At 43.4% G+C, this 23,058-nt stretch carries 21 protein-coding genes and 1 pseudogene; 16 read left to right on the forward strand and 6 right to left on the reverse strand.

From position 1 onward, the window contains the following. Nucleotides 1-25 precede the first annotated feature (25 nt). On the forward strand, nucleotides 26-1,045 hold the full coding sequence (locus tag AU377_RS05115) for a ThiF family adenylyltransferase (protein ID WP_067405163.1): 1,020 nt from the start codon (nucleotides 26-28) through the stop codon (nucleotides 1,043-1,045). Between the two features lie 13 nt (nucleotides 1,046-1,058). Next, nucleotides 1,059-1,574 (forward strand): molybdenum cofactor biosynthesis protein B, encoded by a 516-nt coding sequence (locus AU377_RS05120; protein ID WP_067405166.1) that lies wholly within the window; start codon nucleotides 1,059-1,061, stop codon nucleotides 1,572-1,574. A gap of 124 nt (nucleotides 1,575-1,698) precedes the next feature. Here the strand turns inward: AU377_RS05120 and moaC are convergent, their stop codons facing one another. After that, nucleotides 1,699-2,190: a cyclic pyranopterin monophosphate synthase MoaC gene (moaC, locus tag AU377_RS05125; protein WP_067405168.1), complete on the reverse strand. Its 492-nt coding sequence runs from the start codon at nucleotides 2,188-2,190 to the stop codon at nucleotides 1,699-1,701. A 61-nt stretch (nucleotides 2,191-2,251) separates the two neighbouring features. Between moaC and glp the strand changes: the two genes are divergently transcribed. From glp to AU377_RS05160, 7 genes are all read left to right on the forward strand, one after another. Then, nucleotides 2,252-3,508, forward strand: coding sequence for a gephyrin-like molybdotransferase Glp (gene glp, locus AU377_RS05130; protein ID WP_067405173.1), 1,257 nt, complete (start codon nucleotides 2,252-2,254; stop codon nucleotides 3,506-3,508). Then, complete coding sequence (gene mobB / locus AU377_RS05135; protein WP_253724404.1) at nucleotides 3,505-4,020, forward strand: molybdopterin-guanine dinucleotide biosynthesis protein B; 516 nt, start codon at nucleotides 3,505-3,507, stop codon at nucleotides 4,018-4,020. The genes glp and mobB overlap by 4 nt, the downstream gene beginning before the upstream one ends. Beyond that, complete coding sequence (locus AU377_RS05140; RefSeq protein WP_067405178.1) at nucleotides 4,007-4,447, forward strand: molybdenum cofactor biosynthesis protein MoaE; 441 nt, start codon at nucleotides 4,007-4,009, stop codon at nucleotides 4,445-4,447. The genes mobB and AU377_RS05140 overlap by 14 nt, the downstream gene beginning before the upstream one ends. 2 nt (nucleotides 4,448-4,449) lie before the next feature. Beyond that, nucleotides 4,450-4,683: a molybdopterin converting factor subunit 1 gene (gene moaD, locus AU377_RS05145; RefSeq protein ID WP_067405180.1), complete on the forward strand. Its 234-nt coding sequence runs from the start codon at nucleotides 4,450-4,452 to the stop codon at nucleotides 4,681-4,683. Then, nucleotides 4,680-5,252, forward strand: a complete 573-nt coding sequence (locus tag AU377_RS05150; RefSeq protein WP_082731926.1) for a molybdenum cofactor guanylyltransferase — start codon at nucleotides 4,680-4,682, stop codon at nucleotides 5,250-5,252. Before moaD ends, AU377_RS05150 begins: the two co-directional genes overlap by 4 nt. A 2-nt stretch (nucleotides 5,253-5,254) precedes the next feature. Further along, nucleotides 5,255-6,265, forward strand: coding sequence for a GTP 3',8-cyclase MoaA (gene moaA / locus AU377_RS05155; protein ID WP_067405183.1), 1,011 nt, complete (start codon nucleotides 5,255-5,257; stop codon nucleotides 6,263-6,265). 79 nt (nucleotides 6,266-6,344) lie between these two features. Next, complete coding sequence (locus AU377_RS05160) at nucleotides 6,345-7,307, forward strand: D-glycerate dehydrogenase (protein ID WP_067405186.1); 963 nt, start codon at nucleotides 6,345-6,347, stop codon at nucleotides 7,305-7,307. Between the two features lie 54 nt (nucleotides 7,308-7,361). On the opposite strand, the pseudogene gltS reads toward AU377_RS05160, so the two are convergent. Both gltS and hutG read right to left on the reverse strand, forming a co-directional pair. Further along, a pseudogene (gene gltS, locus AU377_RS05165) lies at nucleotides 7,362-8,553 on the reverse strand (sodium/glutamate symporter). Next, nucleotides 8,550-9,512, reverse strand: coding sequence for a formimidoylglutamase (hutG, locus tag AU377_RS05170; protein WP_067405188.1), 963 nt, complete (start codon nucleotides 9,510-9,512; stop codon nucleotides 8,550-8,552). Before hutG ends, gltS begins: the two are co-directional and overlap by 4 nt. A 129-nt stretch (nucleotides 9,513-9,641) precedes the next feature. On the opposite strand from hutG, the gene AU377_RS05175 reads away from it, so the two are divergent. From AU377_RS05175 to AU377_RS05185, 3 genes are all read left to right on the forward strand, one after another. Further along, a complete protein-coding gene (locus tag AU377_RS05175) occupies nucleotides 9,642-10,523 on the forward strand; it encodes a LysR family transcriptional regulator (RefSeq protein ID WP_067406056.1) in 882 nt (293 codons plus the stop codon). A 42-nt stretch (nucleotides 10,524-10,565) separates the two neighbouring features. Then, nucleotides 10,566-12,389 (forward strand): tetratricopeptide repeat protein, encoded by a 1,824-nt coding sequence (locus AU377_RS05180; RefSeq protein WP_067405191.1) that lies wholly within the window; start codon nucleotides 10,566-10,568, stop codon nucleotides 12,387-12,389. A gap of 139 nt (nucleotides 12,390-12,528) precedes the next feature. Beyond that, a complete protein-coding gene (locus AU377_RS05185) occupies nucleotides 12,529-13,317 on the forward strand; it encodes a DUF2935 domain-containing protein (protein WP_082731952.1) in 789 nt (262 codons plus the stop codon). A 105-nt stretch (nucleotides 13,318-13,422) separates the two neighbouring features. Here AU377_RS05185 and AU377_RS05190 read toward each other — a convergent pair whose 3' ends face one another. Together AU377_RS05190 and AU377_RS05195 are read right to left on the reverse strand one after the other, a co-directional pair. After that, nucleotides 13,423-14,220 (reverse strand): TIGR00266 family protein, encoded by a 798-nt coding sequence (locus AU377_RS05190; protein ID WP_067405197.1) that lies wholly within the window; start codon nucleotides 14,218-14,220, stop codon nucleotides 13,423-13,425. 113 nt (nucleotides 14,221-14,333) lie between these two features. Then, the gene (locus AU377_RS05195; RefSeq protein WP_067405200.1) at nucleotides 14,334-15,218 is read right to left on the reverse strand and encodes a TetR/AcrR family transcriptional regulator; all 885 of its coding nucleotides are present in this window, start codon (nucleotides 15,216-15,218) and stop codon (nucleotides 14,334-14,336) included. Nucleotides 15,219-15,394: 176 nt separating this feature from the next. Between AU377_RS05195 and AU377_RS05200 the strand changes: the two genes are divergently transcribed. Beyond that, nucleotides 15,395-16,915, forward strand: coding sequence for a DHA2 family efflux MFS transporter permease subunit (locus tag AU377_RS05200; RefSeq protein ID WP_082731928.1), 1,521 nt, complete (start codon nucleotides 15,395-15,397; stop codon nucleotides 16,913-16,915). 62 nt (nucleotides 16,916-16,977) lie between these two features. Here the strand turns inward: AU377_RS05200 and AU377_RS05205 are convergent, their stop codons facing one another. Beyond that, nucleotides 16,978-18,828, reverse strand: a complete 1,851-nt coding sequence (locus AU377_RS05205; protein WP_172794033.1) for an SLC13 family permease — start codon at nucleotides 18,826-18,828, stop codon at nucleotides 16,978-16,980. 215 nt (nucleotides 18,829-19,043) lie between these two features. On the opposite strand from AU377_RS05205, the gene AU377_RS05210 reads away from it, so the two are divergent. From AU377_RS05210 to AU377_RS05220, 3 genes are all read left to right on the forward strand, one after another. After that, a complete protein-coding gene (locus AU377_RS05210) occupies nucleotides 19,044-20,522 on the forward strand; it encodes an aldehyde dehydrogenase family protein (RefSeq protein ID WP_067405205.1) in 1,479 nt (492 codons plus the stop codon). A 75-nt stretch (nucleotides 20,523-20,597) separates the two neighbouring features. Then, nucleotides 20,598-21,767: a saccharopine dehydrogenase family protein gene (locus AU377_RS05215; protein WP_067405207.1), complete on the forward strand. Its 1,170-nt coding sequence runs from the start codon at nucleotides 20,598-20,600 to the stop codon at nucleotides 21,765-21,767. 13 nt (nucleotides 21,768-21,780) lie between these two features. Then, a complete protein-coding gene (locus tag AU377_RS05220) occupies nucleotides 21,781-22,971 on the forward strand; it encodes an acyl-CoA dehydrogenase family protein (protein ID WP_067405210.1) in 1,191 nt (396 codons plus the stop codon). Nucleotides 22,972-23,058: the final 87 nt, after the last annotated feature.

Here is a 23,058-nt window from a genome sequence, read left to right on the forward strand (position 1 = left end):
AAAAGTTTTGAAGGAGGGCGGATTGATGGACAATCGCTATTCAAGACAAATATTGTTTAAGCCGATCGGCGAAAAAGGACAAAACAACCTTCAAAATAAGCATGTCGTGATCATCGGATGCGGGGCGCTTGGTTCGCCGATTGCGGAGACACTTGTGCGCGCCGGTGTTGGAAAATTGACAATTGCGGATCGGGACTATGTGGAAACTAGTAATTTACAAAGACAACAGCTATTTACAGAACAAGATGCACGTCTTGGAACACCCAAAGTAGTAGCAGCTAAAAAGCGACTTGAAATGATTCGAGAAGATGTCCATATTATTCCTGTTTTGGATCATGTGGATGGGGTATTTTTAGAGGAATTAGCAAAAGATGCCGATTTAATAATGGATGCGACGGATAATTTTGAAACGCGGCTCGTTATGAATGATGTTGCATGGAAACTTGGCATTCCATGGATTCATGGGGCTTGCGTTGGCAGCTCGGGGACAGTGTTTCCATTTATCCCGGGGAGGTCGGCTTGTTTTCGATGTTTGCTTCCTGTGCTTCCTGCTGTAAATGAAACTTGTGATACAGCTGGCATTATCGCACCTGCTGTTCAAATTACTGCCGCTCATCAGAGTGCTGAAGCGCTAAAATGGCTCACTGGAAACGAACAAACAATGCGAGAAAAGCTTTATCACTTTGACGTTTGGCATAATACGCATGTGGAAGCAGGTATTTCTCGATTGCAAAATAAAGCTTGCGAAACATGCGGAGAATCACCGACGTACCCAGCATTAACACAAATTGAAGGGACAGACTATGCGGTGTTATGTGGTCGTGAAACCGTACAAATTGTGCCGGAACCCGATCGTGCTTTAACGATTCAAGATGGTGAAGAAATCGCCAAGCGACTTGGTACACCTTATACAACGACACCGTTTTTTGTTGAGTTTTACGTGCAAGGTTATCGATGTGTGCTATTCGGGAATGGGCGTCTATTAATTCACGGGTTAAAAGATCGGAAGATTGGACGGAAATTATACCATCAATTAGTCGGATAAAGAGGGTGAAGAATTGTCTCATTTGAGTGAAAAGGATCGACAAAAAAGTTTAGCAGTATGTGTTCTTACAATCAGTGATACAAGAACTGAAGCGACAGATAAAAGTGGTGATGTTGTTCGAAAGATGCTTGAAACGGCGGGTCATCAAGTTGTTGATTCGCGGATTTGTAGGGATGACAAAAAGGAAATTAAAAATGTGTTAGATCAATGGCTGGACGAACCGGATGTACAAGCCATCATTACAACGGGCGGTACAGGTATTGGTTTCCGGGACGTCACAATTGAAACGGTCACACCTTATTTTACCAAAAGTCTTGAAGGATTCGGCGAATTATTTCGACTCCTAAGTTATACAGAAGATGTCGGTTCAAAAGCGCTGTTAAGCCGGGCGACAGCCGGCGCAATCCGCGAAAAAATACTGTTCGCTTTGCCGGGTTCTTCTAAAGCGGTGGAGTTGGCGATGGAAAAGCTTATCGTGCCGGAGCTGCATCATATTGTACGCGAGCTGACGAAACATTTGAACGACTGAAAAGTGTATAGTTGAGCGAGTCTCCAACCAATAACGGTTAGTCTCCAACAAACTCGCTCAAACCTTCATTCGCTATTCGTTTTTCAGTCGTCCAGATCATCAGAATGGTAAGGGGAATGAAAGTTTAGCGTTGGCGTTCAAAATCGCCATTTTTTCCGCCCGTTTTTTTCAACAGCATCGTCGGGCCAATGATCATTTCCTTCCCAGCGGCTTTACACATATCGTAAATCGTTAAGGCGGCGGCAGAAGCGGCTGTTAATGCTTCCATTTCAACGCCTGTTACGCCTTTTGTTTTCACTTCTGCTTCGATCAGTACCTCGTAATGGGCGGCTTCTTGATCGATATTCCAATCGAAATGGACATCCACGCCAGTTAGTGGAATCGGATGGCACATCGGAATGATATTGGAAGTGTTTTTGGCTGCTAAAATGGCGGCAACTTGCGCAACGGCAAATACATCGCCTTTCTTATTCGTACCTTCTGTAATTTGTGAATGAATTTGTTCATTCACAACGATAGAAGAAGCAGCGACCGCTGTTCGAACGGTTTCGGACTTTTCGGAGACGTCGACCATTTTGGCACGACCTTGTTGATTGAAATGAGTAAGTTCAGACAATAATATTCGTTCCTTTCGGGGTCTTTTTATTTAGTATATCAAATTAGGGGGAGTATACATCATGGTTGAAATACGTAAACCGATTCCAGTGAAAGAAGCAGTTCAGCTCGTCATGGACCATGTCGAGCCACTGCAAACAGAAATCATACCATTAGAGAAAGCCTATGGACGAGTATTAGCGGAGCCGATTATTGCAAAACACGATGTACCACCATTCGACCGTTCCCCTTATGATGGATTTGCCATTCGTTCGGAAGATTCAACAGGCGCTTCTGGGGATAATCGGATCGCATTTAAAGTCATTGGTGAAATCGGAGCAGGCTATGTTGCAGAACGAGGTATCAAGAAACACGAATCATACCGGATTATGACGGGTGCGTTAATTCCAGAAAATGCCGATGCTGTTGTGATGCTTGAGCAAACCAAAGAAGATGGGGAAGGTTTTACAATACGAAAACCATTTCTAAAAAATGAAAATATCTCATTTCGGGGGGAAGATGCCCAACAAGGTGAAGTGCTCATAGAAGCGGGTTCACTCATCCATCCGGGGACAATCGCCTTGCTTGCGACGTTTGGTTATGCCGAGGTCAATGTGTCAAAGCAACCGATTGCTGGTATTTTATCAACGGGAACGGAACTATTACGAGTCGATGAGGAGCTCGTTCCTGGAAAAATCCGCAATTCAAATGGGCCAATGATTACAGCACAGCTAGCGAGAATGGGTATTGCACATCGTTCTTATGGGATGTTAATCGATGATCTTGATGCTTGTACAGAAGTGGTTGAAAAGGCGTTGAAGGAAACTGATTTACTCATTACAACAGGCGGCGTTTCAGTTGGCGACTATGATTACTTACCGGCAATCTATGAACGTCTTGGCGCGAAAGTTTTATTTAACAAAGTGGCCATGCGCCCCGGTAGCGTGACCACGGTTGCGGTACTTGGAAATAAGCTGTTGTTTGGCCTTTCAGGTAACCCATCTGCTTGCTTTACTGGATTTGAATTATTTACGCGTCCGGCGATTCTTCGTATGATGAAGAACAATGCGCCTTATATGCCGCGCATGAGGGCGAAGCTTGGGGAAGACTTTACAAAGCCTAATCCATTTACACGCTTCGTTCGCGCTATTTGGGAAATGACACCTGAAGGGATCGTCGCAACACCCGCGGGTTTTAATAAATCGAATGCCGTTTCATCCATTGCGCGGGGCAATTGTATCATTGTCTTGCCAAGCGGAACACGAGGCTATACAAAAGGGACCGACATCGATGTACTGCTGCTTGGTTCGGAGCAAGGGGTCAGTGAGTGGACGTTATGAAAGTATTGCACGTCATTGGTTTTAAAAATAGTGGAAAAACAACGCTCATTGCACGATGGGTGCAATTATTACAACAAAAAGGTTTAGAGGTAGCCGTGTTGAAGCATCACGGACATGCCGAATCACTTGCTATGCCGGATGCATCGACAGACTCTATGCAATTTTTTTATAAAGGGGCTATGGTCTCTGTAGCGGCCGGCGGCGGTTCTACCCAGCTCATGATGAATAAAGAAATGCCATTTGAAACATTAAAAGAATTAGCGGCTACCGGCCATCCTGACATTTTATTCATTGAAGGGTATAAGAAAGAAAAGGGTGATAAAATTGTTTTACTAAGAGACGGTGAAGATTGGCAATCTTTACAGTCTGTTCAAGGGTTACAGTTGATCGTTGGCTGTACGGAAGTCTCAAGTGACCTGCCGAAAATTGCAACTCGAGAAGAAGGGGCACTGCTCGATCGATGGCTCCTTGAATGGCTTGGAAAGGATGACATTGTGAATGAAACCATTTGAAATCGTCGAAGAACCGATACAATCACAACGTTATGTCGATTATGTTTTACATGCTGGTGCCGGTGCTGTCACTGTTTTTACAGGACATGTGCGGGAATGGACGCACGGCGTACGAACACTCTACTTAGCGTATGAAGCGTATATTCCAATGGCAGAAAAAACCTTAGCGCAAATAGGAGCCGAAATGGAAGAAAAATGGCCGGGAATTAAAACTGCCATCGTTCATCGCATCGGTGAATTGCATATTTCAGATATTGCGGTGCTCATTGCTGTATCGTCACCGCATCGAAAAGCGGCGTACGAGGCAAATGAATACGCCATTGAGCGTATTAAAGAAATTGTCCCCATTTGGAAAAAAGAAATTTGGGAAGACGGAGAAGAATGGATCGGCGCACAGAAAAAGTATCCGGGGAAAGGGAAGAAATGAACATGATTACAGTAAATTATTTTGCAAGGTTACGGGAACTAACTGGCAAAACGAAGGAAACGATTGAACGAGGGTCAATGACCGTTCAAGAGTTACTCGACTGGGCGGAAGAGACGTATCCTGGATTTGGAAAAGATACCGTGCATGTAGCAGTTAACGAAGAATATGCCTTAAAGGAAGATGTCATTCAGTCCGGTGACAATTGTGCCTTTATCCCGCCAGTGAGTGGTGGATGAAACGCATCGTCGGTGTTGTATTGGCGGGAGGACTTTCAAGGCGTTACGGCTCACCAAAAGCATTCGCGAAGCTCGAAAGTCGATTTTTTTATGAAATAGCAGTGGATGTTTTAAAAGAGTTATGTGATGAAATTGTTGTCGTAACGCGTCAAGAATTTGTGAACCGTTTTCCGGCTAGTCTCACCGTCATAGTCGATGTAAAAGAGTTTGGCGGATTAGGGCCGCTGGCTGGGATTTATTCTGCAATGGAAGCGATCAAGGCCGATCAATATGTCGTTCTGCCATGTGATATGCCGTATATGAAGCGAGAAGTCATGCGAAATTTGCTAGTGCGACACAAAAAAGGAACAACAGCCGTCGTTGCAGAAGGGAAACAACATCCGCTCGTCTCTATTTGGGATGCGGAAACGAAAGCAACGATTCAAGAAGCACTAAGGAATCATCAATTACGTGTTATCCAGACACTGACAGCGTGTTCTGTGACATGGATTGAAGGCGATACTTTAACGAAGGATACAGCGCGAACCTTTGTCAATGTCAATACGCCGAATCGATTGGAGAGGATTTAAAAATGGAAGCAATCGTAGATAAACTAGGTCGTCCGATTCGAGATCTGCGAATTTCAGTGACGGATCGATGCAACTTTAGATGCTCCTACTGTATGCCAAAGGAAATCTTCGGGGATGACTATGTTTTTTTACCGAAAAATGAATTACTAACTTTTGAGGAGATCCATCGATTTGCTCGTTTGTTTGCGCGGCTTGGCGTTAAAAAGCTGCGGTTGACAGGGGGAGAGCCGCTTATGCGCAGGAACCTTCCCGATTTAATAGCGCTTTTAATGCAAATTGAAGGCATTGAGGATATCGGCTTAACGACAAACGGCGTTCTATTGAAGCAGTATGCACAGCCGCTTTATGACGCGGGACTTCGCCGGTTAAACATGAGTCTCGATGCGCTTGACCCAGAACTGTTCGGAAAATTAAACGGCAGGGGCATTAAATCAGACCTTATTCTTTCCAATATTGATCTTGCGCAAAAAACTGGTTTTGAAGTGAAGGTGAATATGGTCGTTCAAAAAGGCGTGAACGAACACGAAATTGTTCCGATGGCGGCGTATTTTAAAGAGCGTGGAATTACTCTTCGATTTATCGAGTTTATGGATGTTGGTAATGATAATGGCTGGAGCTTTGAAAAAGTCGTGACGAAAAAAGAGATTTACACGATGCTACGGGGGCAGTTTGAACTGGAACCGGCTGAACAAAATTACTACGGAGAAGTAGCTAAACTTTATCGCTACAAAGACAACGGTGCAGAAGTAGGTTTCATTACATCGGTTTCAGAATCATTTTGTTCAACTTGTACACGTGCTCGTCTATCGTCTGAAGGCAAATTGTATACGTGTTTATTTGCATCGGATGGGTTTGACTTGCGCTCCCTGATTCGAAGTGGCAAGTCCGATGACGAGCTTTTAGAAGCGATTACGGATGTTTGGGCAAAGCGCGCCGATCGTTACTCGGACGAAAGAACCGAGCAAACGGCCAAAAACCGCAAGAAAATCGGCATGAGTTATATTGGCGGGTAGGAGTGCCTGGCACCTGTCCTGATTCATCCACTGCCTTTGTGCTACAATTGTGACAACAATGGAACTGGGGGGAGTTTGGATGAAACCAAAGATTTTTATTACACGGAAATTACCGGAGGAAATGGTTGCGCCATTTCGAGAAAAATACGATGTACGCATGTGGGATGCGGAAGATGCAGCCGTTAAACGCTATGTACTATTAGAAGAAGTGAAAGAAGCGGAAGTACTTTGGTCAGTTGTTTCGGATGCAATTGACCGTGAAGTTTTTGAAACGGCTAAGAAATTGAAAATCGTCGCCAATATGGCGGTTGGCTATAATAATGTGGATATCGAAGCAGCGAAAGAACATGGTGTCATTGTGACAAATACGCCTGACGTTTTAACAGAAACAACAGCTGATCTTGCATTTGCACTTCTTTTGGCAACGGCAAGACGACTTTACCACGCGGAAGAGGAACTGCGGTCAGGGGGCTGGACGTCTTGGTCACCAATGGGCTATACCGGCATGGATGTCGGCGGTGCCACAATTGGCATTATCGGCATGGGGCGGATCGGGGAAGCGGTCGCGCGCCGTGCAACAGGGTTTAATATGCGGATTTTGTACCACAACCGTAATCGAAAGCCCGCAGCTGAAGAGGCATATGGTGCAGAATATGCAGACATGGATACTTTGCTGAAAGAAGCAGATTTTGTCGTCGTGTTAGCACCGCATACACCGGAAACAGTCGGATTGATCGGTGAGCGGGAGCTTGCGCTTATGAAAAAGACAGCTTCTATTATTAATGTCGCGAGAGGCGGCATTATCGATGAACAAGCACTGTACAAGGCACTCAAAAATGACGTCATTTGGGCTGCCGGACTGGATGTATTTGAAACGGAGCCAGTACCGCTAAACAACCCGTTGCTCACTTTACCAAATGTGACAGCACTTCCACATATCGGAAGCGCCAGTATTCGAACGCGTATAGGCATGATGGAATTGAATGCAAAAGCGATTCATGCTGTGTTGGAAGGAAGGGAACCCGAAAATCGGGTCGTTTAAAAGCTGGCAGGGAATGAGAAAAACCGCCTCCCAGTGAGCTGGAGGGCGGTTCTTTCAATGAAATAAATTAATGGTCGTAATAATAATAGGCATGGCAAAAACGTCAATGAGAAATGCTCCGACAATTGGGACGACGAGAAATGCTTTTCGGGAAGGGCCGAAACGTTCGGTGACCGCCGCCATATTGGCCATTGCATTAGGTGTCGCACCGAGACCATGACCCGTGAAACCGGCAACCATAATGGCCGCATCGTAGTCTTTTCCAAGCAAACGGAAAAGGACAAAAATGCCGAAAAGAACGATGAAAACAACTTGTACAAAGACGATGACAAGTAAAGGTAGTGCTAAACCCGCAACTTCCCATAGCTTGATACTCATCAAAGCCATCGATAAAAAGATACCGAGTGTCACATCACCGATTAAACTAATCCCTTTCATTTCAATGATGTTTGGATTGATACGGTCAATAATGTTGCGGACAATGACAGCAACAAACATTGCGCCGACATAGCCTGGCAAAACAAACCCTGTTGCAGTTGAGAATAACCCGCCTAGGTACGTGCCAATGGCCATACAAAGTGTAATGAGTAAAATTTGAATGAAGAAAGAATCGGTTTGAATCGAGTTTCCCGGCGCTTCTTCAGTGACCACTTTATGATCTTCTACTTCAGTAGGCTTTAAATTGTACTTTGAAATTAAATACTTTACTGTAGGGCCGCCGATTAAACCACCAGCAACGAGACCAAATGTTGCTGCAGCGACACCAATGGAAAGGGCTGATTGAATCCCAAGGTCTTCTAAAGTTTGTCCAAATGCTGTCGCAGCACCGTGGCCGCCTTCCATCGAAACAGCGCCTGCCATCATTCCGATCAATGGGTGAAGATCGAATAAATAGGCCATCGATACACCGATCCTGTTTTGGGCGAGGGCAAGAAAACCACAGGCAAGCCAATAAATAACAAGCAATTTCCCGCCGAGGCGAATGAGCTGGAAGCTTGCGCCTAAACCGATTGTCGTAAAAAATGTCAGCATAAATAAGCTTTGCAGTGATGTGTCAAGCGTAATGTTCAGTAAGCCAAGGGACTTTAAGATGGTTGCGACGGCCGCAAAGAGCAAACCGCCAACGACTGGCGCGGGAATACAAAATTGTCGCAAAAAAACCGACCTTACGAACGAGCCACATGCCCAATGCAAGAAGTGCAACTGCAAGAAAAATGGTGCTAATTTGATTGAGTTCTAACGTCATGTTCTATACCTCCCCAAAAAGGCTGCAATGGCTTCGTTTGCCAAATAAGCACCTAGTTTAACGGTACGATTATTTTCATCTAACATTGGGTTTACTTCGGAAATATCAAAGGATACTGTTTTGGGATGTGCAGCAACGAGTTGAATAATTGAACGTACAAGGGAAGGCTCTAAACCAAATGGCGAAGGAGCGCTTACGCCCGGCGCAAAAGCAGCGTTCAAAACGTCAGAACATAACGTCAACAATACATAGTCGTGGTCTTCTATGAATGCAGTTAATGCAGTCTGCAGATTAACAAAATTACCGTGATGAATATTTTCTTCGTATTCATATAATACACCGAGTTCATCCGCACGATCGAATAGCTCTTGCGTATTCCCAAAACGTTGAATACCTGCAACAAAATAACGGCTGTTTGGATCATGGTCTAAAATTTGTTTAAACATAGTGCCAGAGGATATCTGTTCTTCATAAGAACGTAAATCGAAATGCGCGTCAATATTAATAATGCCGAGCGATGCGTCTTTTCCAATATAGTTTCGTACACCTAAATAATGGCCGTAAGCGGTTTCATGACCGCCGCCAAAAATGATCGGTACAGTCTTTTTGGATAACAACTTTTCCACGGCAAAACCAAGTTGTTGCTGCGCCTCTTCCAGTTCATTTCCTAGGCAGGCAATGTTACCGATATCGATGATCCGTTTGTTAGCTGGAAATTTCCAAGGAAGCTTAGAAATTTCGCCTCGAAGGGCATTAGGTGCTTGGGCTGCGCCTAAACGTCCTTTATTTCTTTGAACACCTTCTTCACATTCGAAGCCAATAATTGCACAAGCTTCGGGGGCTGGCGCTATTTCGTCAATATCCATAATTTCGATAACTTGGTGATAACGGAAGCTCGATCTATTCTCAACATGGTCTGTCCGTCCAGTCCATAAAGCGGGATTAATTTTTCTAATCATAACAATCTTCCTTTCGAAATTATTAAAAAACAGTTTGTTCGATTATTATATATGTCTTAATTTATAATTTCTAATATATAAATGGCATAGATATATAGCTTTAATCTATAAGTGAGGGAGATGCGGAAAATAGAAATTAAAAAAATCCATTATTTCGTGACGATTGTCGACTTAATGAGTTTTTCAAAAGCCGCCAAAAAATTACATGTTTCGCAGCCGTCATTGAGTAAGGCGATTCAAGACTTAGAAAAGGAATTTGGTTTCCCACTCATTGAACGCAACACACGAAATAGCCGCCTAACGGAAGCGGGGGAAGTCTTTTATAAAAGGGCAATTCATCTTTTAAATGAAGTAGACGTAGCGAAAAAAGAAATGGATGAAGTGAAGCTTGTCGGAAAAGGTGAAATTCAACTCGGAATGATCGAGTCTATTAAGCATTGGTTGCCCAAAGTGATTGTCGATTACGAAGAAAAATTTCCAGCTGTTAAGATTAGGCTGACGGAAGTGTTAAGTGGGGAAGCTGTAAGGCATTCATTAAGATCGTATGAGACACATGCGATTATTACAAATCAACCTATTCAAGAAGATGATATCGAAACAATCCCCTTGTATGACGAAAAACTAGTCGTTGTCTTCCATCACACTCATCCTTTGGTCAACTATGAGGAAGTTACATTGAAGCAAATTGCCGATGAGCCTTTTATGATCAGTGCGGAAGGATTTCAAACGAGAAAGGATATTTTGCATGCATTTGCATTAGAGGATGCTATGCCGAACATCAAGTACGAATTTGAACGGTTTGAAACAGCTTTAAGTTTAGTAAGAGAAAATTTAGGGATTGCCATTATTCCAGAATATTATTTGCTTGGTCCAAAAGATTCATCTATTCAAAGCAAGAAATTGACATCATCTATATTAGATCGGACTGTCTATTTAACGGTTATGAGGAATAGATTCCTTTCGCCATCAGTCAAAGTGTTGTTACAAGACATTCAAGATTACTTTGCGTAATTCTATTTTTATTATGAAGAAAAAATGAGAGGGGAGATTTAAATGATCGGAAGAAATGACCCTTGTTCCTGCGGTAGTGGGAAAAAGTATAAAAAATGCTGTGGTTCAAAAGGAACTGACCTCGTCGGCATGATTGTTAACGAAGAACTTGATCGGGTGCTAATTGGCTATTTTGAACAATATCCGCAAGGTGATGATCGCAAGGAAATGATGCGAATGATGAGGGAGTGGGTGAATCGGCTTTCGGATAGTTGGGCGAAAGAACATATTGAGGAAGCGGCCGGTGAGTTTTATTTATTCATTCAAAATAAAAGGCTATGGACGATATATTTGGCTGAGCAGCTTCAGCAAACGAAGCGTGAATCAGTTGCCTCCGTATTGCGAAAATGGGACGAGCCATTCATGTTATTGGGCGAAATTACGGACAGTAAACCAGGAATGATTAAAGTAAGGGAGATTTTCGGTGAGAAAGAATACAAAGTAACGCGAAATGAAGGAATGCCGATCGATCCGGGAACGTTGATGTTTGGCGTTGTACTGCGTGACCCGAGGGAAACAGAAGAAGCAATTGCGCCCGTTTCGTCCATGATGTTCCTCGCGAAGTGGAGTAAACAAACAAAAAAATCCTTAGTCGAATTGAGAGAATCAGTCGTCAATCAATCAACAGAGCAATTTATACTCGATCATGCACTCGATATTTATGAGCTTTTCATCAAGCGCAGCATGGCTTCGATGAATGAGCTTGTAGAAGAAGTGCTGTCAGAATCTCAATTACATGCTTTAAAGGCACTCGATCGAAATTTACATGAACTTGACCAAACAGCCAATGCGCTTGAAATCATGCATAAACTAGCAGTTGCTTATTTCTTAAATGAAAATCAGGACAATTTACTAGAAAAAGATTTTCTGGCGGCTGCTGTCAAAACGGGAATCGACATTGGTGTCGTACAAGGAACAGGTTTAGAACTTGAAGATATTATACAAAAATTCGGAGCTTCAACCGATGGGGTAAGGGGGTATATTGATCAACTGTCCTCACTTTATAAGGAAATGATGGATAGTGGGGATGAGCCAATCGCATCACGTGTTTATGAGATTGGGACAGATCCAAGGCCCTCGGAAAAAGCGCTTTGGGAAACATCTATGACGACAGCTGGTGTTGTTCAGCCTGAGCGAAAGCCAAGTGTGGCAGATGGTCGGGCGCAACTTTTGGCGTATGAAGCGTATGCGGCAGAATCGGAAAAGGAGAGAAGGGTGCTTGCGAAAAATGCATTGGAAATGGGACCGAATGTACCGGATGCGTTACTTCTAAAAGCCGAGGTTGAAGGAGATCCGAAAAAGGCGGCTGCCCTTTATGAAAAAGCGATTCAACAGGCAAGTAAAACTTTTGAGCCTGGGGAAAATCCTTGGAAAAATATTCCGAATCGGCCGTTCATGCGTGCTGCATTCGCCTATGGGGTTCACTTGTTCAAACAAGGTGAATATGCAGAGGCAGCCTCTATTTTTACAGATCTTGTGAAAATGAGCCCGACGGATAACCAAGGTGCGCGGTACGAAGCGGTCGCCTCGCTAATCCACGTTGGACGTTATAATGAGGCTGCAGAAATTATGGTGCGTTATGAAAAAGGCTCACAGCATGATGCGGCGTATCTCTATTTGGATTGGAAGCTTGAATACGAAGCGACAAATGGGGATTCGAAAAATACAGAAGAAATGTTGCAAACAGCAGCAAAAGTGAATGGTCATGTCATGCATTTGATGACATTCAAAGCGAAAACGATTCCTTATCCACGGTATCAAGAATTGCAGCCGGGAAGTGAAGCAGAAGCGCGATATATTTGGCTGTTGTTGAATGGCGGGAAATAAGTAGAAATCCATTTACCGGCGTTCGTTTGATGAACGGATTTTTTGTAGTACAGGCACTGTAAACTTACTAATTGTCATAAATAACGCCTTTCATAAATAAAATGGATTGTTTAGATCGATAAAAGGGAGTGAACAGTCCATTTCTACATTTGTGACGCAATCATTAGAAGAACTTCGATTTTGGTCACGAATTATGAAAGAGCATGCATTCTTTTTAAGTATTGGGTTTACCGCAGACGATACGAAGCTCATTCAACAAGCAAAGCAATATATGGCAATATTTGAGCGGATTGAAGAACAAGCTAAAGCATATAACGAAGAAACGGATCCGGAGGTAATCAGACAGTTTAACACACAAGTCTATCAAGCGGCAGTTTCCATCTGGGCCTTCAAGCGAACAGTACTTGGGTTAATCGTAGATTGTCGGATTGGTGGAAATAATTTCCCGCTACTACTCGATCACATAAGTAGGGAAGCTGCCTATTTCGCTAATCGATTAAAGGAACTGAATGAAGGCAAGATGAAACCGTTAGCAGATGCCATTATAAAAGAAAATGTGTTTTTCTTAAAAATAATGGCAGACCACTCTAAATTTATCGGTCACTTGCTGGATCCGTCTGAAAGAAAACTTGTCGATCAGGCACGTGAGTTTAGCCATGATTTTGACCAACTTCTTTACCAAGCACAAGATTTGGATCATATGCGTCCTTACACAGAAACAAAGCCGATGCTAGGTCAGTTTTTGGATCAAAATAGGGTTTCTGTTGCGTCGCTGCGAGACTTTAAGAAAACGGCAAGAGATTTAATTGAAGCTTGTAAAATCAAGAGCATTATTCACCCGCTTCTCGCCGATCATGTATACCGTGAAGCAGATCATTTCCTTCATATTATTGATGCATTCGAAGAACATCTCACAGCGCAATCATAGGATATTCTTAACTTTTTTAGCATCGCAAGCTGGTAGTCATTCGAATGAAAAACACAAAAAACGTCCGCCGATATGACATTCGGCAGACGTTTTTTTGCATTTCTATTATTTCCCACCAAGCAAATCGAATAATCCACCGGTGATGCTTCCTTCATCGCGGGAGCCGCCGCCTGGTGTTTGCGGTGCTGCCGCGAATACTCGGCTTGCGAGTCTTGAGAATGGCAAGGATTGAATCCAAACTGTTCCAGGACCGCGTAAAGTTGCAAAAAATAGTCCTTCGCCGCCGAATAATGCAGTTTTAACACCTTTGACCATTTCGATATTGTAATCAACGTCCTGTGTCATCGCGACAAGACACCCTGTATCTACGCGCAAAGTTTCACCGGGTTGTAGTTTTTTCTCGATGATCGTTCCGCCAGCATGGACAAATGACATGCCATCGCCTTCCAGCTTTTGCATGATAAACCCTTCGCCGCCGAAGAAACCTGTACCAAGCTTACGTTGAAACTCAATCCCAACAGAAACACCTTTTGCAGCCGCTAGAAAGGCATCTTTTTGACAAATAATTTTCCCGTTGTAGAGGCTTAAATCCATCGGAATAATTTTTCCTGGATAGGGAGAAGCGAAGGAAACATGCTTCTTCCCAGTGCCCACGTTTGTAAATGTTGTCATAAATAAACTTTCACCTGTTAAAAGACGTTTTCCTGCACCCATCAACTTACCCATCAACCCGCCGCCTGACGAGCGGGAACCATCCCCGAAAATTGTTTCCATTTCAATTCCGTCTTCCATCATCATCAGCGCACCGGCTTCTGCAATCACTGTTTCATGCGGATCCAGCTCTACTTCTACAAATTGCATGTCATCTCCGTATAGCTTGTAATCAATTTCATGGTTATTCATAAAATATGCCTCCTCGACCTAATATTTTGACTACTCATTCATACGAAAAGGAATTGGCAAAAGTTTCGGGGAAAAAGATTATTTTTTAAAAAATGGACAACTCCGTAAATCTCTCATTTATATGTCCCGGAAAATCGCCAAACTTTACTTGCTAGCTCGCGCGCCTCGGCCTCATGTGAAGTACCGACATAAGACTCCCTAAAAGAACGTGCAATTGACTCGAGGACAAAAAATCGCGGGGAATTACTTTGAATTTCTTCGAGCAGAAATTGGACATACTGTTTTCCGGCGGGCTGTTCCTCTAGTTCGAGTCGATCGCGGAAACCTAAAAGATCTTTCGCGAGCAGATCTTTCGTAATCGTATTTTGGGAATGGTCGTTTCGGAATGTCTTAAAAAGATGCACATCGAAAAATGCGTCTGAAGAACGGATCATATCTGGCAATATCGAATCCATTCTTCGCAATAGAAAATTCAAAAGCTGCGTTGCATCAGGTTCCTTTGACGAAATAGTGGACCATGAATGCAATGTATGATGAAGCATGCCAAGCAACATCATGGCACAATCTAAGGCATAAGGTTTCGCACTTTTGCCGTATACATCGACGATTCTTTCAGCGAGCCACGAGAATTCATCGTACAGTATTTTTTTTACAAATTGCTTTAAATCCTCTTCGCCGGAATGATAAACAGCTTCATAAATCGGCAGTAAATTTTGTTCTCGATTCATATGTAATCGAAGAACAATTTGTTGCGTAAGAATTTCTTTATTCCTAGGGTCTTGTCCGATGAGCAGTTCCTGTCGTTTCAAATACGTTTCGATTCGAGCTTGCTCTAAAATAGCCAATAAACATTCATTTTTAGATGAAAAATAATTATAAAAAGTCCCTTTCGAGATCTTCGCCTCATTTAAAATATCTTGGACGGAAGTTGCTGTAAATCCTTTGTCGATAAAAATACGTTGTGCTGTACGCAACACTTGACGTTTTCGTTCGTTCATTACATCACCTTTGAACTCATAGTATAGCTTTATTTTAATCCTATATCCCAAGTATATCAACATTGATGGGAGATTATTATTTTACGGTTGATTTTTTTGAACTGCGGGTATAAAATACTTAGAGTGATGAACTAGGTGTACAATTTATATACTAATTGTACAAATGGAGGATTGAGATGAAAAACGACAAATTAGATATTGGTGCAATGCATGAAAAGCCACCTTATGCCATGTTGGCCATTTTATTCTTTGGCGCGTTTGTTGCATTGTTGAACAATACATTACTAAATATCGCCTTGCCGACGATTATGGTTGAATTCGATGTCAAACCGTCCGTCGTTCAATGGCTAACGACAGGATACATGCTCATTAATGGGATTTTAATTCCTGCAAGTGCATTTTTTATTCAAAGGTTTACAAATAGAAATTTATTCATTACGGCGATGTCCTTATTTACTTTAGGAACATTTCTAGCGATTGTAGCACCGTCATTTCATATCATTGTATTGGCAAGGATGATTCAAGCGTCCGGTTCTGCCATGATGATGCCGCTACTCATGAATGTCATGCTCGTTGCATTTCCAGTCGAGCGCCGCGGATCGGCGATGGGTATCTTTGGACTTGTCATGTTCACGGCACCGGCGATTGGCCCGACATTATCCGGTTGGATTATTGAACATTATTCTTGGAGAACATTATTTGGCATCGTATTGCCATTTGCATTTTTACCGCTATTATTTGCGATTTTTAAGTTGCGCAATATTACACCGAATCGAGACGTGCAACTAGACGTCTTTTCATTAATATTGTCGAGCATCGGCTTTGGCGGACTGCTTTACGGCTTTAGCTCTGCGGGTGATAAAGGTTGGGGAGATCCGCTTGTATACGGCACGATCGCGATTGGAACAATTGCCCTTATTGTATTTGTTCTTCGTCAATTGCGAATGGATGACCCGATGTTAGATTTCAAAATATATAAGCACCCAATGTTTGCGTTGTCTTCGGCAATTTCAATTGTCTTATCGATTGCGATGTTTTCCGCGATGATTTTAACGCCGCTTTATGTCCAAAATATACGCGGTATTTCACCATTCCACGCGGGTATTTTAATGCTGCCGGGAGCCGTTCTGATGGGGGTAATGTCTCCAATTACCGGGCGCTTGTTCGATAAATACGGTGCACGTATCATGGCGATTATTGGTCTCGGTCTGACAGTTGTGACGACCTATTACTTAAGTAAGCTTGATTTACATTCCGGCTATTACTACATTATGTTGCTTTACACAGTGCGGATGTTAGGATTCTCATTAGTCATGATGCCGGTTATGACAAACGGTTTAAATCAGCTGCCAATGCAGTCCAATCCCCACGGTACAGCGATTAATAACACGCTGCAGCAAGTATCCGGGGCAATTGGATCCGCATTATTATTAACCATAATGACGAATCGAATGGAGTCGTCAGGTGCTGATCTTGCGGCGAAAGCAGCGGCTTCGGGAGAAATGCCGACAACACCTGAGGCAATTGAGGCGATGAAGCAAACGATTGAGACACAAGCTATGCTCGATGGCATCACTCATGCATTTTTCGTATCGACCGTCATTGCCGTCGCGGCACTTGTGTTGGCATTTTTTATTCAACGTGTAACGCCGCCAAAACAGAAGGAACTGATACAAAAAACGACCAAAACCTCATAATGAAAAAATCCGCATCATTTTATATGACGCGGATTTTTTGGATCCATTTTCATCTAGTGTATTTATAATGGGAAGAAAATCGGGATCATGATCAGCATGACTGCATAAATCACTAGCTGCAAAGGTACGCCAACTTTTACGAAGTCGAAAAATGTATACCCGCCAGCCGTCATCACCATTGCATTGGTCGGGGAGGCAACAGGTGTTGAGAATGCCATATTGGCGCCGACTGCCACTGCAATTAAAAACGAATAGGGATTTGCATCCATACTAAGTGCCGCATTCATCGCAATCGGGACAAATAAAACGGCCGTCGCTGTATTGCTTATAAATTGTCCGAAAGTCATTGTTAATAGAAATATACCGGCGAGGACTCCTATTGCACCGAATCCACCAAGTACTTGAATAATCCCTTCAGAAAGTATGACCATGCCTCCTGTTTTTTCCAAAGCCGTCGCCATTGGCAGCATCGAGGCAATGAGAATAATGCTTTCCCAATTAATTTTACTATAGGCATCATCCATATTGCGTACGCAACCCGTCAAAATCATTAAGACCGCACCGATTGCAGCAGATACGACAGTCGGGAAAACGTCAAAGACCATTAGCAAAATCATCAACAACATAATCCCGCCCGCAATTGCTGCTTTTCCACTCGCAGTTGCCATACTTGCATGTTCTTTCGGCTGTCCTACAACGACGAAGTCTTGCGTTTCTTTTGCCAGCCGTTCGATTTCATCCCAAGAGCCTTGCACAAGTAACGCATCCCCGAAACGAAGGCGCTGTTTAGATAGTTGCTTCGGAAATTGTTCCCCGCGACGGTTAATACTGAGGATATTTAAATTGTATTTTTCGCGGAATCCGAAGTTTTGGATCGTTTCATCGATCAGACTTGAATGTGGCGTTAACAAAACTTCCGCAATTCCTAGCTGCTTGGAAATTAGATCATCCGCTTCGGAGTCGCTTTCTTCAATTTGTAAGCCAAAGTCTTCTTTTAGCCTTTCGATATTCTCTATTGATCCTTTCATATAAAGGACATCTTTTGGTTGAATAATACTTTTTGGACCCGCCATTTCTTGGTAAGTAACGGGTAAAAGGTTCAAACCTTCAGTCGTTTTTCGCTCGATTTTCAAAAGGAATGATTGATAATTGGCTGGGATTTTCAATTCGGTCAACCGCTTTCCAATCATTTTGGATTGTTCAGGAACACGAACGCGAACCAAGTTTCCACCTAGTTGATAATCAATGGCCAGCTGCTTTGGGGAAAGTTTATGTTCATCATTTGCATTATTTCTTCTCTTTCCTTTTGGAAGCAGCTTATTTCGAACTACATATAAATAAATAATACCTGTCATTACGCCAATGATGCCAATGGGTGTAATGTCAAAAAAGCCGAGTTTCTCATAGCCGTTTTCTACGAGATGCTGACTAACGATTAAGTTTGTCGGAGAAGCGATCAGTGTCAAAAGACCAGAAAAACTTGCCATATAAGACAAGGGAATTAAAAACTTCGAAGGACTGCTTTGAATACTCATCGCAATACTGACAACAATTGGGAGCATTAAAGCGACTGTTCCAGTATTACTCATAAATGCGCCAACAGTGGCAACGATCACAAGCAGAAGAATAAATAATTTTTTCTCACTGTCTCCAGACCAGCGAAGAAGTAAATTTCCTGCCATCTGGGCAAGACCCGACCGGAAAATACCGGCGCCAACGATAAATAAGCTGGCAACCATCATCACAACAGAATTCGAAAAACCGGCAAGCGCCTCAGTGGGCTCTAATATGCCTGTTAAGACAAGAGTCAACAATGCAAGCACAGCCACAAGATCTGCCCGCAAACGATTGCTTATGAAAAAGATAATTGTAATGAGCAAAATACTGAACGTAATAATGAGCTGCAATTTTATTCGAATCCTTTCTATCAGAAAGTAAACTCACTATCAGAAAGTAAACTCACTTAAATTGTATAACATCGGGGAAAATAAGTGCTTTGTATATAAGGAATTATTTGTGACGATCTTTCATAGTTGTATGGCAGGCATGCTTCAAAATAGAGGTATTTATTCCGATTTGTTGAAATATATAACATATAGAAGGCGTTAGTGGAAAGGGGAGTTGCACGATGCAATTAAACAACTACATTGGCGGTTCATGGCAGAAAACAGAGGGCGCAGCGTATACAGCAGTATTAAATCCCGCAAACGGAGAAGAACTGGCGCAAGTGAGACTGTCTTCAAAGGAAGATGTAGATTTGGCAGTGCAAGCGGCAAAAAAAGCGCAAAAAGAATGGGCACTTGTTCCAGCACCAAAGCGCGCGGATTATTTATATGAAATTGGTCGAATCATGAAAGAGAAAAAAGAGCATTTGTCACAAATCCTGACAAAGGAAATGGGAAAAGTCATTGAAGAAGCGCGGGGGGAAGTGCAGGAAGGCATCGACATGGCTTTTTATATGGCCGGCGAAGGAAGACGGCTTTTTGGAGAAACCGTTCCATCAGAGCTCCAAAATAAATTTGCGATGAGTGTTCGCGCGCCAATCGGTGTCGTCGGGCTCATTACGCCATGGAATTTTCCAGTTGCTATAGCGACGTGGAAGTCATTTCCAGCAATTGTCGCGGGAAATACTTTCGTCTGGAAACCTGCAACGGAAACACCGATGTTGGCATACGAAATGGCACTCATATTTGAAGGGGCAGGGCTGCCAAAAGGTGTTGCGAATATCGTTTTTGGCACGGGTTCAGTCGTTGGGACAGCAATGATTGAGCATCCTGATGTACGTGTCATTTCGTTTACTGGATCGACAGAAACAGGCCGAAGTGTTGCAGAAGCAGGCGGCCGTCATTTAAAAAAGGTTTCCCTTGAGATGGGTGGAAAAAACGCAGTCATCGTAATGGACGATGCGGATCTTGAATTGGCTGTGGAAGGCATTCTTTGGAGTGCATTTGGCACAACAGGTCAGCGTTGTACAGCATGCAGCCGCGTCATCGTGCATAAAGATATAAAGAAGGACTTAGAAGAAAAACTGCTTGCCGCTATGGAAGGTTTAACGATTGGCGATGGATTGGATGAGTCCGTAAAAGTAGGGCCGGTTATAAATGAGAAAGCATTGAAGAAAATTCAAAAATACGTTGAAATTGGCCGAGAGGAAGGCGCTCAATTGCTTGTTGGCGGCAATGTTTTAAGCGACGGGAATTATGCGAATGGACATTTTTTTGAGCCTACGCTCTTTACAAATGTGAAGTGGGATAGCCGATTAGCGCAGGAGGAAATTTTTGGCCCAGTTGTCTCTTTAATCGAAGTTGAGAGTTTAGAAGAAGCGATCGAAGTCAATAACAGTGTACCTTATGGATTATCAAGTTCCATATTTTCACAAGATGTGAATAAAGTTTTTCAAGCGCAGCGTGATTTAGATACGGGAATTGTCTACGTAAACGCAGGGACAACAGGGGCAGAAATCCATTTGCCATTCGGCGGTACGAAAGGAACTGGAAATGGCCACCGGGATTCGGGCGTTGCGGCACTCGATGTATTTACAGAATGGAAAAGTATCTATATTGATTACAGCGGAAAGTTACAGCGTGCGCAAATTGATACGGAATAGTTTGAAAGGCTACATAGATTCACGGACCCTTAGGAAAATAGCAGCGAAAGACTATCTTTAAAAGGGGATGAGGACGTGAAGGTTGTTGTACTTGGTGCAGGCTTAATGGGAAAAGAGGCCGCGCGTGATCTTGTTAAAAGCGATGATGTTGAACAAGTCTATTTAGCAGATGTCAATATTCGGCAAGCGGAAGATTTTGCAGAGCAATTGATGAATGATAAGTTAACCATTCTGTTACTGGATGCAACAAACGATCAACAACTCCGTGACGTGATGAAGCTTGGCAATATTGTCATCAACGCACTTTTTTACTCATTCAATGAAAAAGTGGCGCAAATCGCGATCGAACTTGGTGTTCACTCTGTCGATCTTGGCGGCCATATCGGTGGTGCAACAGAAGCAGTTTTACAGCTTTCAAAAAAGGCCGAAGCGGCAGGTGTGACCATTATTCCGGATCTTGGCGTTGCACCGGGAATGATTAATATTTTAACAGGTTACGGGGCTAGTAAACTAGATCGAGTGGATACGATTAAGCTTTACGTTGGCGGTATTCCAGTAGATGCAAAGCCACCGCTGAACTACAAAGTGGTTTTTTCATTGGCAGGCTTATTTGACCATTACACGGATCCATCGAAAGTGATTCGAAATGGAAAACTGATTGAAATTCCATCCTTATCGGAAATTGAGCCCATTACTTTTGAAAAATATGGGGAGCTGGAAGCATTCCATACATCTGGGGGCATTTCAACTTTGGCGCAGTCCTTTCCAGACGTGGATACGCTTGAATACAAAACGATACGCTATCAAGGACATGCGGAAAAGTTTCAATTGCTCGTTGATCTTGGCTTGCTTTCCCGCGATACAACTGTGCAGATTATGGGGCAAGAGATTCACGTGCGTGACGTCATAAGGGAGTATTTATCGTCCAAGCTGCACCTCGGACGAGACGAAAAGGACGCAGTTTTATTGCGGGTCATTGTCGCTGGGTTTCGGAGCGGTGAAAAAGTGGCGTATACGTACAACTTGCTGACGGAAAAAGATTCAACAGTCAATGAGACGGCGATGGCGCGTGCAACTGCCAATACGGTTTCAGTCGTCGCACAAATGATCGGGAGAGGGACCATTACAAAGCGAGGTGTTCACCCGCCTGAAAAAATCGTTCCTGGTGAACTGTACATTGAAGAAATGAAATTGCGTGGTGTCATCATTCAGGAAAGTATGCACAAAGGGGATGCACCTGCATAAGGGAGCGTTTACGATGAACTTTGAGTGGACGGATGAACAAAAGATGCTTAGAAAAACGGTGCGGCAATTTGTCGATGATGAAATCATGCCGCATATTCAAAAATGGGATACGGATGGTGGTTTTGACCCGGCACTTTGGAAGAAAATTGCGGATCTCGGTTTGATGGGTGTTTGTGTGCCCGAAAAATACGGCGGCAGCGGCATGGATTATAATTCACTAGCGATATTGTGTGAGGAGATGGAGCGCGGCGACACTGCTTTTCGAACGGCTGTGTCTGTTCATATAGGTTTGAATTCTATGACGTTGATGCAATGGGGAACCGAAGCGCAGAAACAAAAATATTTAGTTCCGCAAGCGAAAGGTGAGAAGATTGGTGCGTTCGGACTGACTGAACCGGGTGCCGGATCGGATGTTGCTGCGATGTCCACGACGGCGGTGCGTGATGGAGACGATTATGTTTTAAACGGTCAAAAAACGTGGATCTCCTTATGCGATGTCGCGGATCACTTCCTTGTCTTTGCCTATACGGACAAATCAAAAAAACACCATGGCATCAGTGCATTTATTGTCGAACGAACGATGCCGGGCTTTTCATCCAAAGCGATTAAAGGAAAATATGGCATTCGCGCAGGTAATACAGGTGAGCTGTTTTTCGATGACGTTCGTGTTCCAGTAGAAAATTTGGTAGGAAAAGAAGGCGAAGGCTTTAAAATTGCCATGTCTGCTTTAGATAATGGCCGTTTCACAGTGGCGGCCGGCGCGGTCGGATTGATTGGCGCGTGTATCGAAGAAAGCGTGAAATATTGCCGGGATCGGGAAACATTCGGCAAAGAAATTGGCAAGCACCAGCTCGTCCAACAAATGATCGCCAACATGGAAGCGGGCTATCAAATGAGCCGCCTGCTTGTCTATCAGGCGGGGGAGCTAAAAAACAAAGGGGTGCGTAATACACGCGAAGTGTCCCTTGCCAAATGGCAGGCTTGTAATTTTGCCAATCAAGCAGCAGATGATGCGGTTCAAATCCACGGTGCTTATGGCTATTCGGACGAATATCCAGTCGGCAGGTTCTTGCGAAATTCAAAAGCGCCCGTCATATATGAAGGGACCCGTGAAATTCATACGATTATGCAGGCGGAGTATGTGCTCGGTTACCGAACTGACAAACCGCTTAACCAACAGTTGCCAAAATGGCCGTTTGAATGAAAAAACATCCTGTGGGGTGTTTTTTTATTGAGGAAAGGAATAGTTTTAAATTGTGTAACTTTTTCTCGGTGCTGCAGTCTAACTACT

Origin of the sequence: Sporosarcina sp. HYO08, assembly GCF_001563475.1 — a bacterium.
In the GTDB taxonomy this organism is placed as follows: Bacteria; Bacillota; Bacilli; order Bacillales_A; family Planococcaceae; genus Sporosarcina.

What these genes read in the sequence shown, in the direction of transcription:
- AU377_RS05115 (WP_067405163.1), top strand. Translation starts at nt 26, where the DNA reads ATGGACAATCGCTATTCAAGACAAATATTGTTTAAGCCGATCGGCGAA.
- AU377_RS05150 (WP_082731926.1), top strand. Translation starts at nt 4,680, where the DNA reads ATGAAACGCATCGTCGGTGTTGTATTGGCGGGAGGACTTTCAAGGCGT.
- AU377_RS05210 (WP_067405205.1), top strand. Translation starts at nt 19,044, where the DNA reads ATGCAATTAAACAACTACATTGGCGGTTCATGGCAGAAAACAGAGGGC.
- AU377_RS05200 (WP_082731928.1), top strand. Translation starts at nt 15,395, where the DNA reads ATGAAAAACGACAAATTAGATATTGGTGCAATGCATGAAAAGCCACCT.
- glp (WP_067405173.1), top strand. Translation starts at nt 2,252, where the DNA reads ATGGTTGAAATACGTAAACCGATTCCAGTGAAAGAAGCAGTTCAGCTC.
- hutG (WP_067405188.1), bottom strand. Translation starts at nt 9,512, where the DNA reads ATGATTAGAAAAATTAATCCCGCTTTATGGACTGGACGGACAGACCAT.
- AU377_RS05160 (WP_067405186.1), top strand. Translation starts at nt 6,345, where the DNA reads ATGAAACCAAAGATTTTTATTACACGGAAATTACCGGAGGAAATGGTT.
- AU377_RS05140 (WP_067405178.1), top strand. Translation starts at nt 4,007, where the DNA reads ATGAAACCATTTGAAATCGTCGAAGAACCGATACAATCACAACGTTAT.
- moaD (WP_067405180.1), top strand. Translation starts at nt 4,450, where the DNA reads ATGATTACAGTAAATTATTTTGCAAGGTTACGGGAACTAACTGGCAAA.
- moaA (WP_067405183.1), top strand. Translation starts at nt 5,255, where the DNA reads ATGGAAGCAATCGTAGATAAACTAGGTCGTCCGATTCGAGATCTGCGA.
- mobB (WP_253724404.1), top strand. Translation starts at nt 3,505, where the DNA reads ATGAAAGTATTGCACGTCATTGGTTTTAAAAATAGTGGAAAAACAACG.
- AU377_RS05190 (WP_067405197.1), bottom strand. Translation starts at nt 14,220, where the DNA reads ATGAATAACCATGAAATTGATTACAAGCTATACGGAGATGACATGCAA.
- AU377_RS05220 (WP_067405210.1), top strand. Translation starts at nt 21,781, where the DNA reads ATGAACTTTGAGTGGACGGATGAACAAAAGATGCTTAGAAAAACGGTG.
- AU377_RS05180 (WP_067405191.1), top strand. Translation starts at nt 10,566, where the DNA reads ATGATCGGAAGAAATGACCCTTGTTCCTGCGGTAGTGGGAAAAAGTAT.
- AU377_RS05195 (WP_067405200.1), bottom strand. Translation starts at nt 15,218, where the DNA reads ATGAACGAACGAAAACGTCAAGTGTTGCGTACAGCACAACGTATTTTT.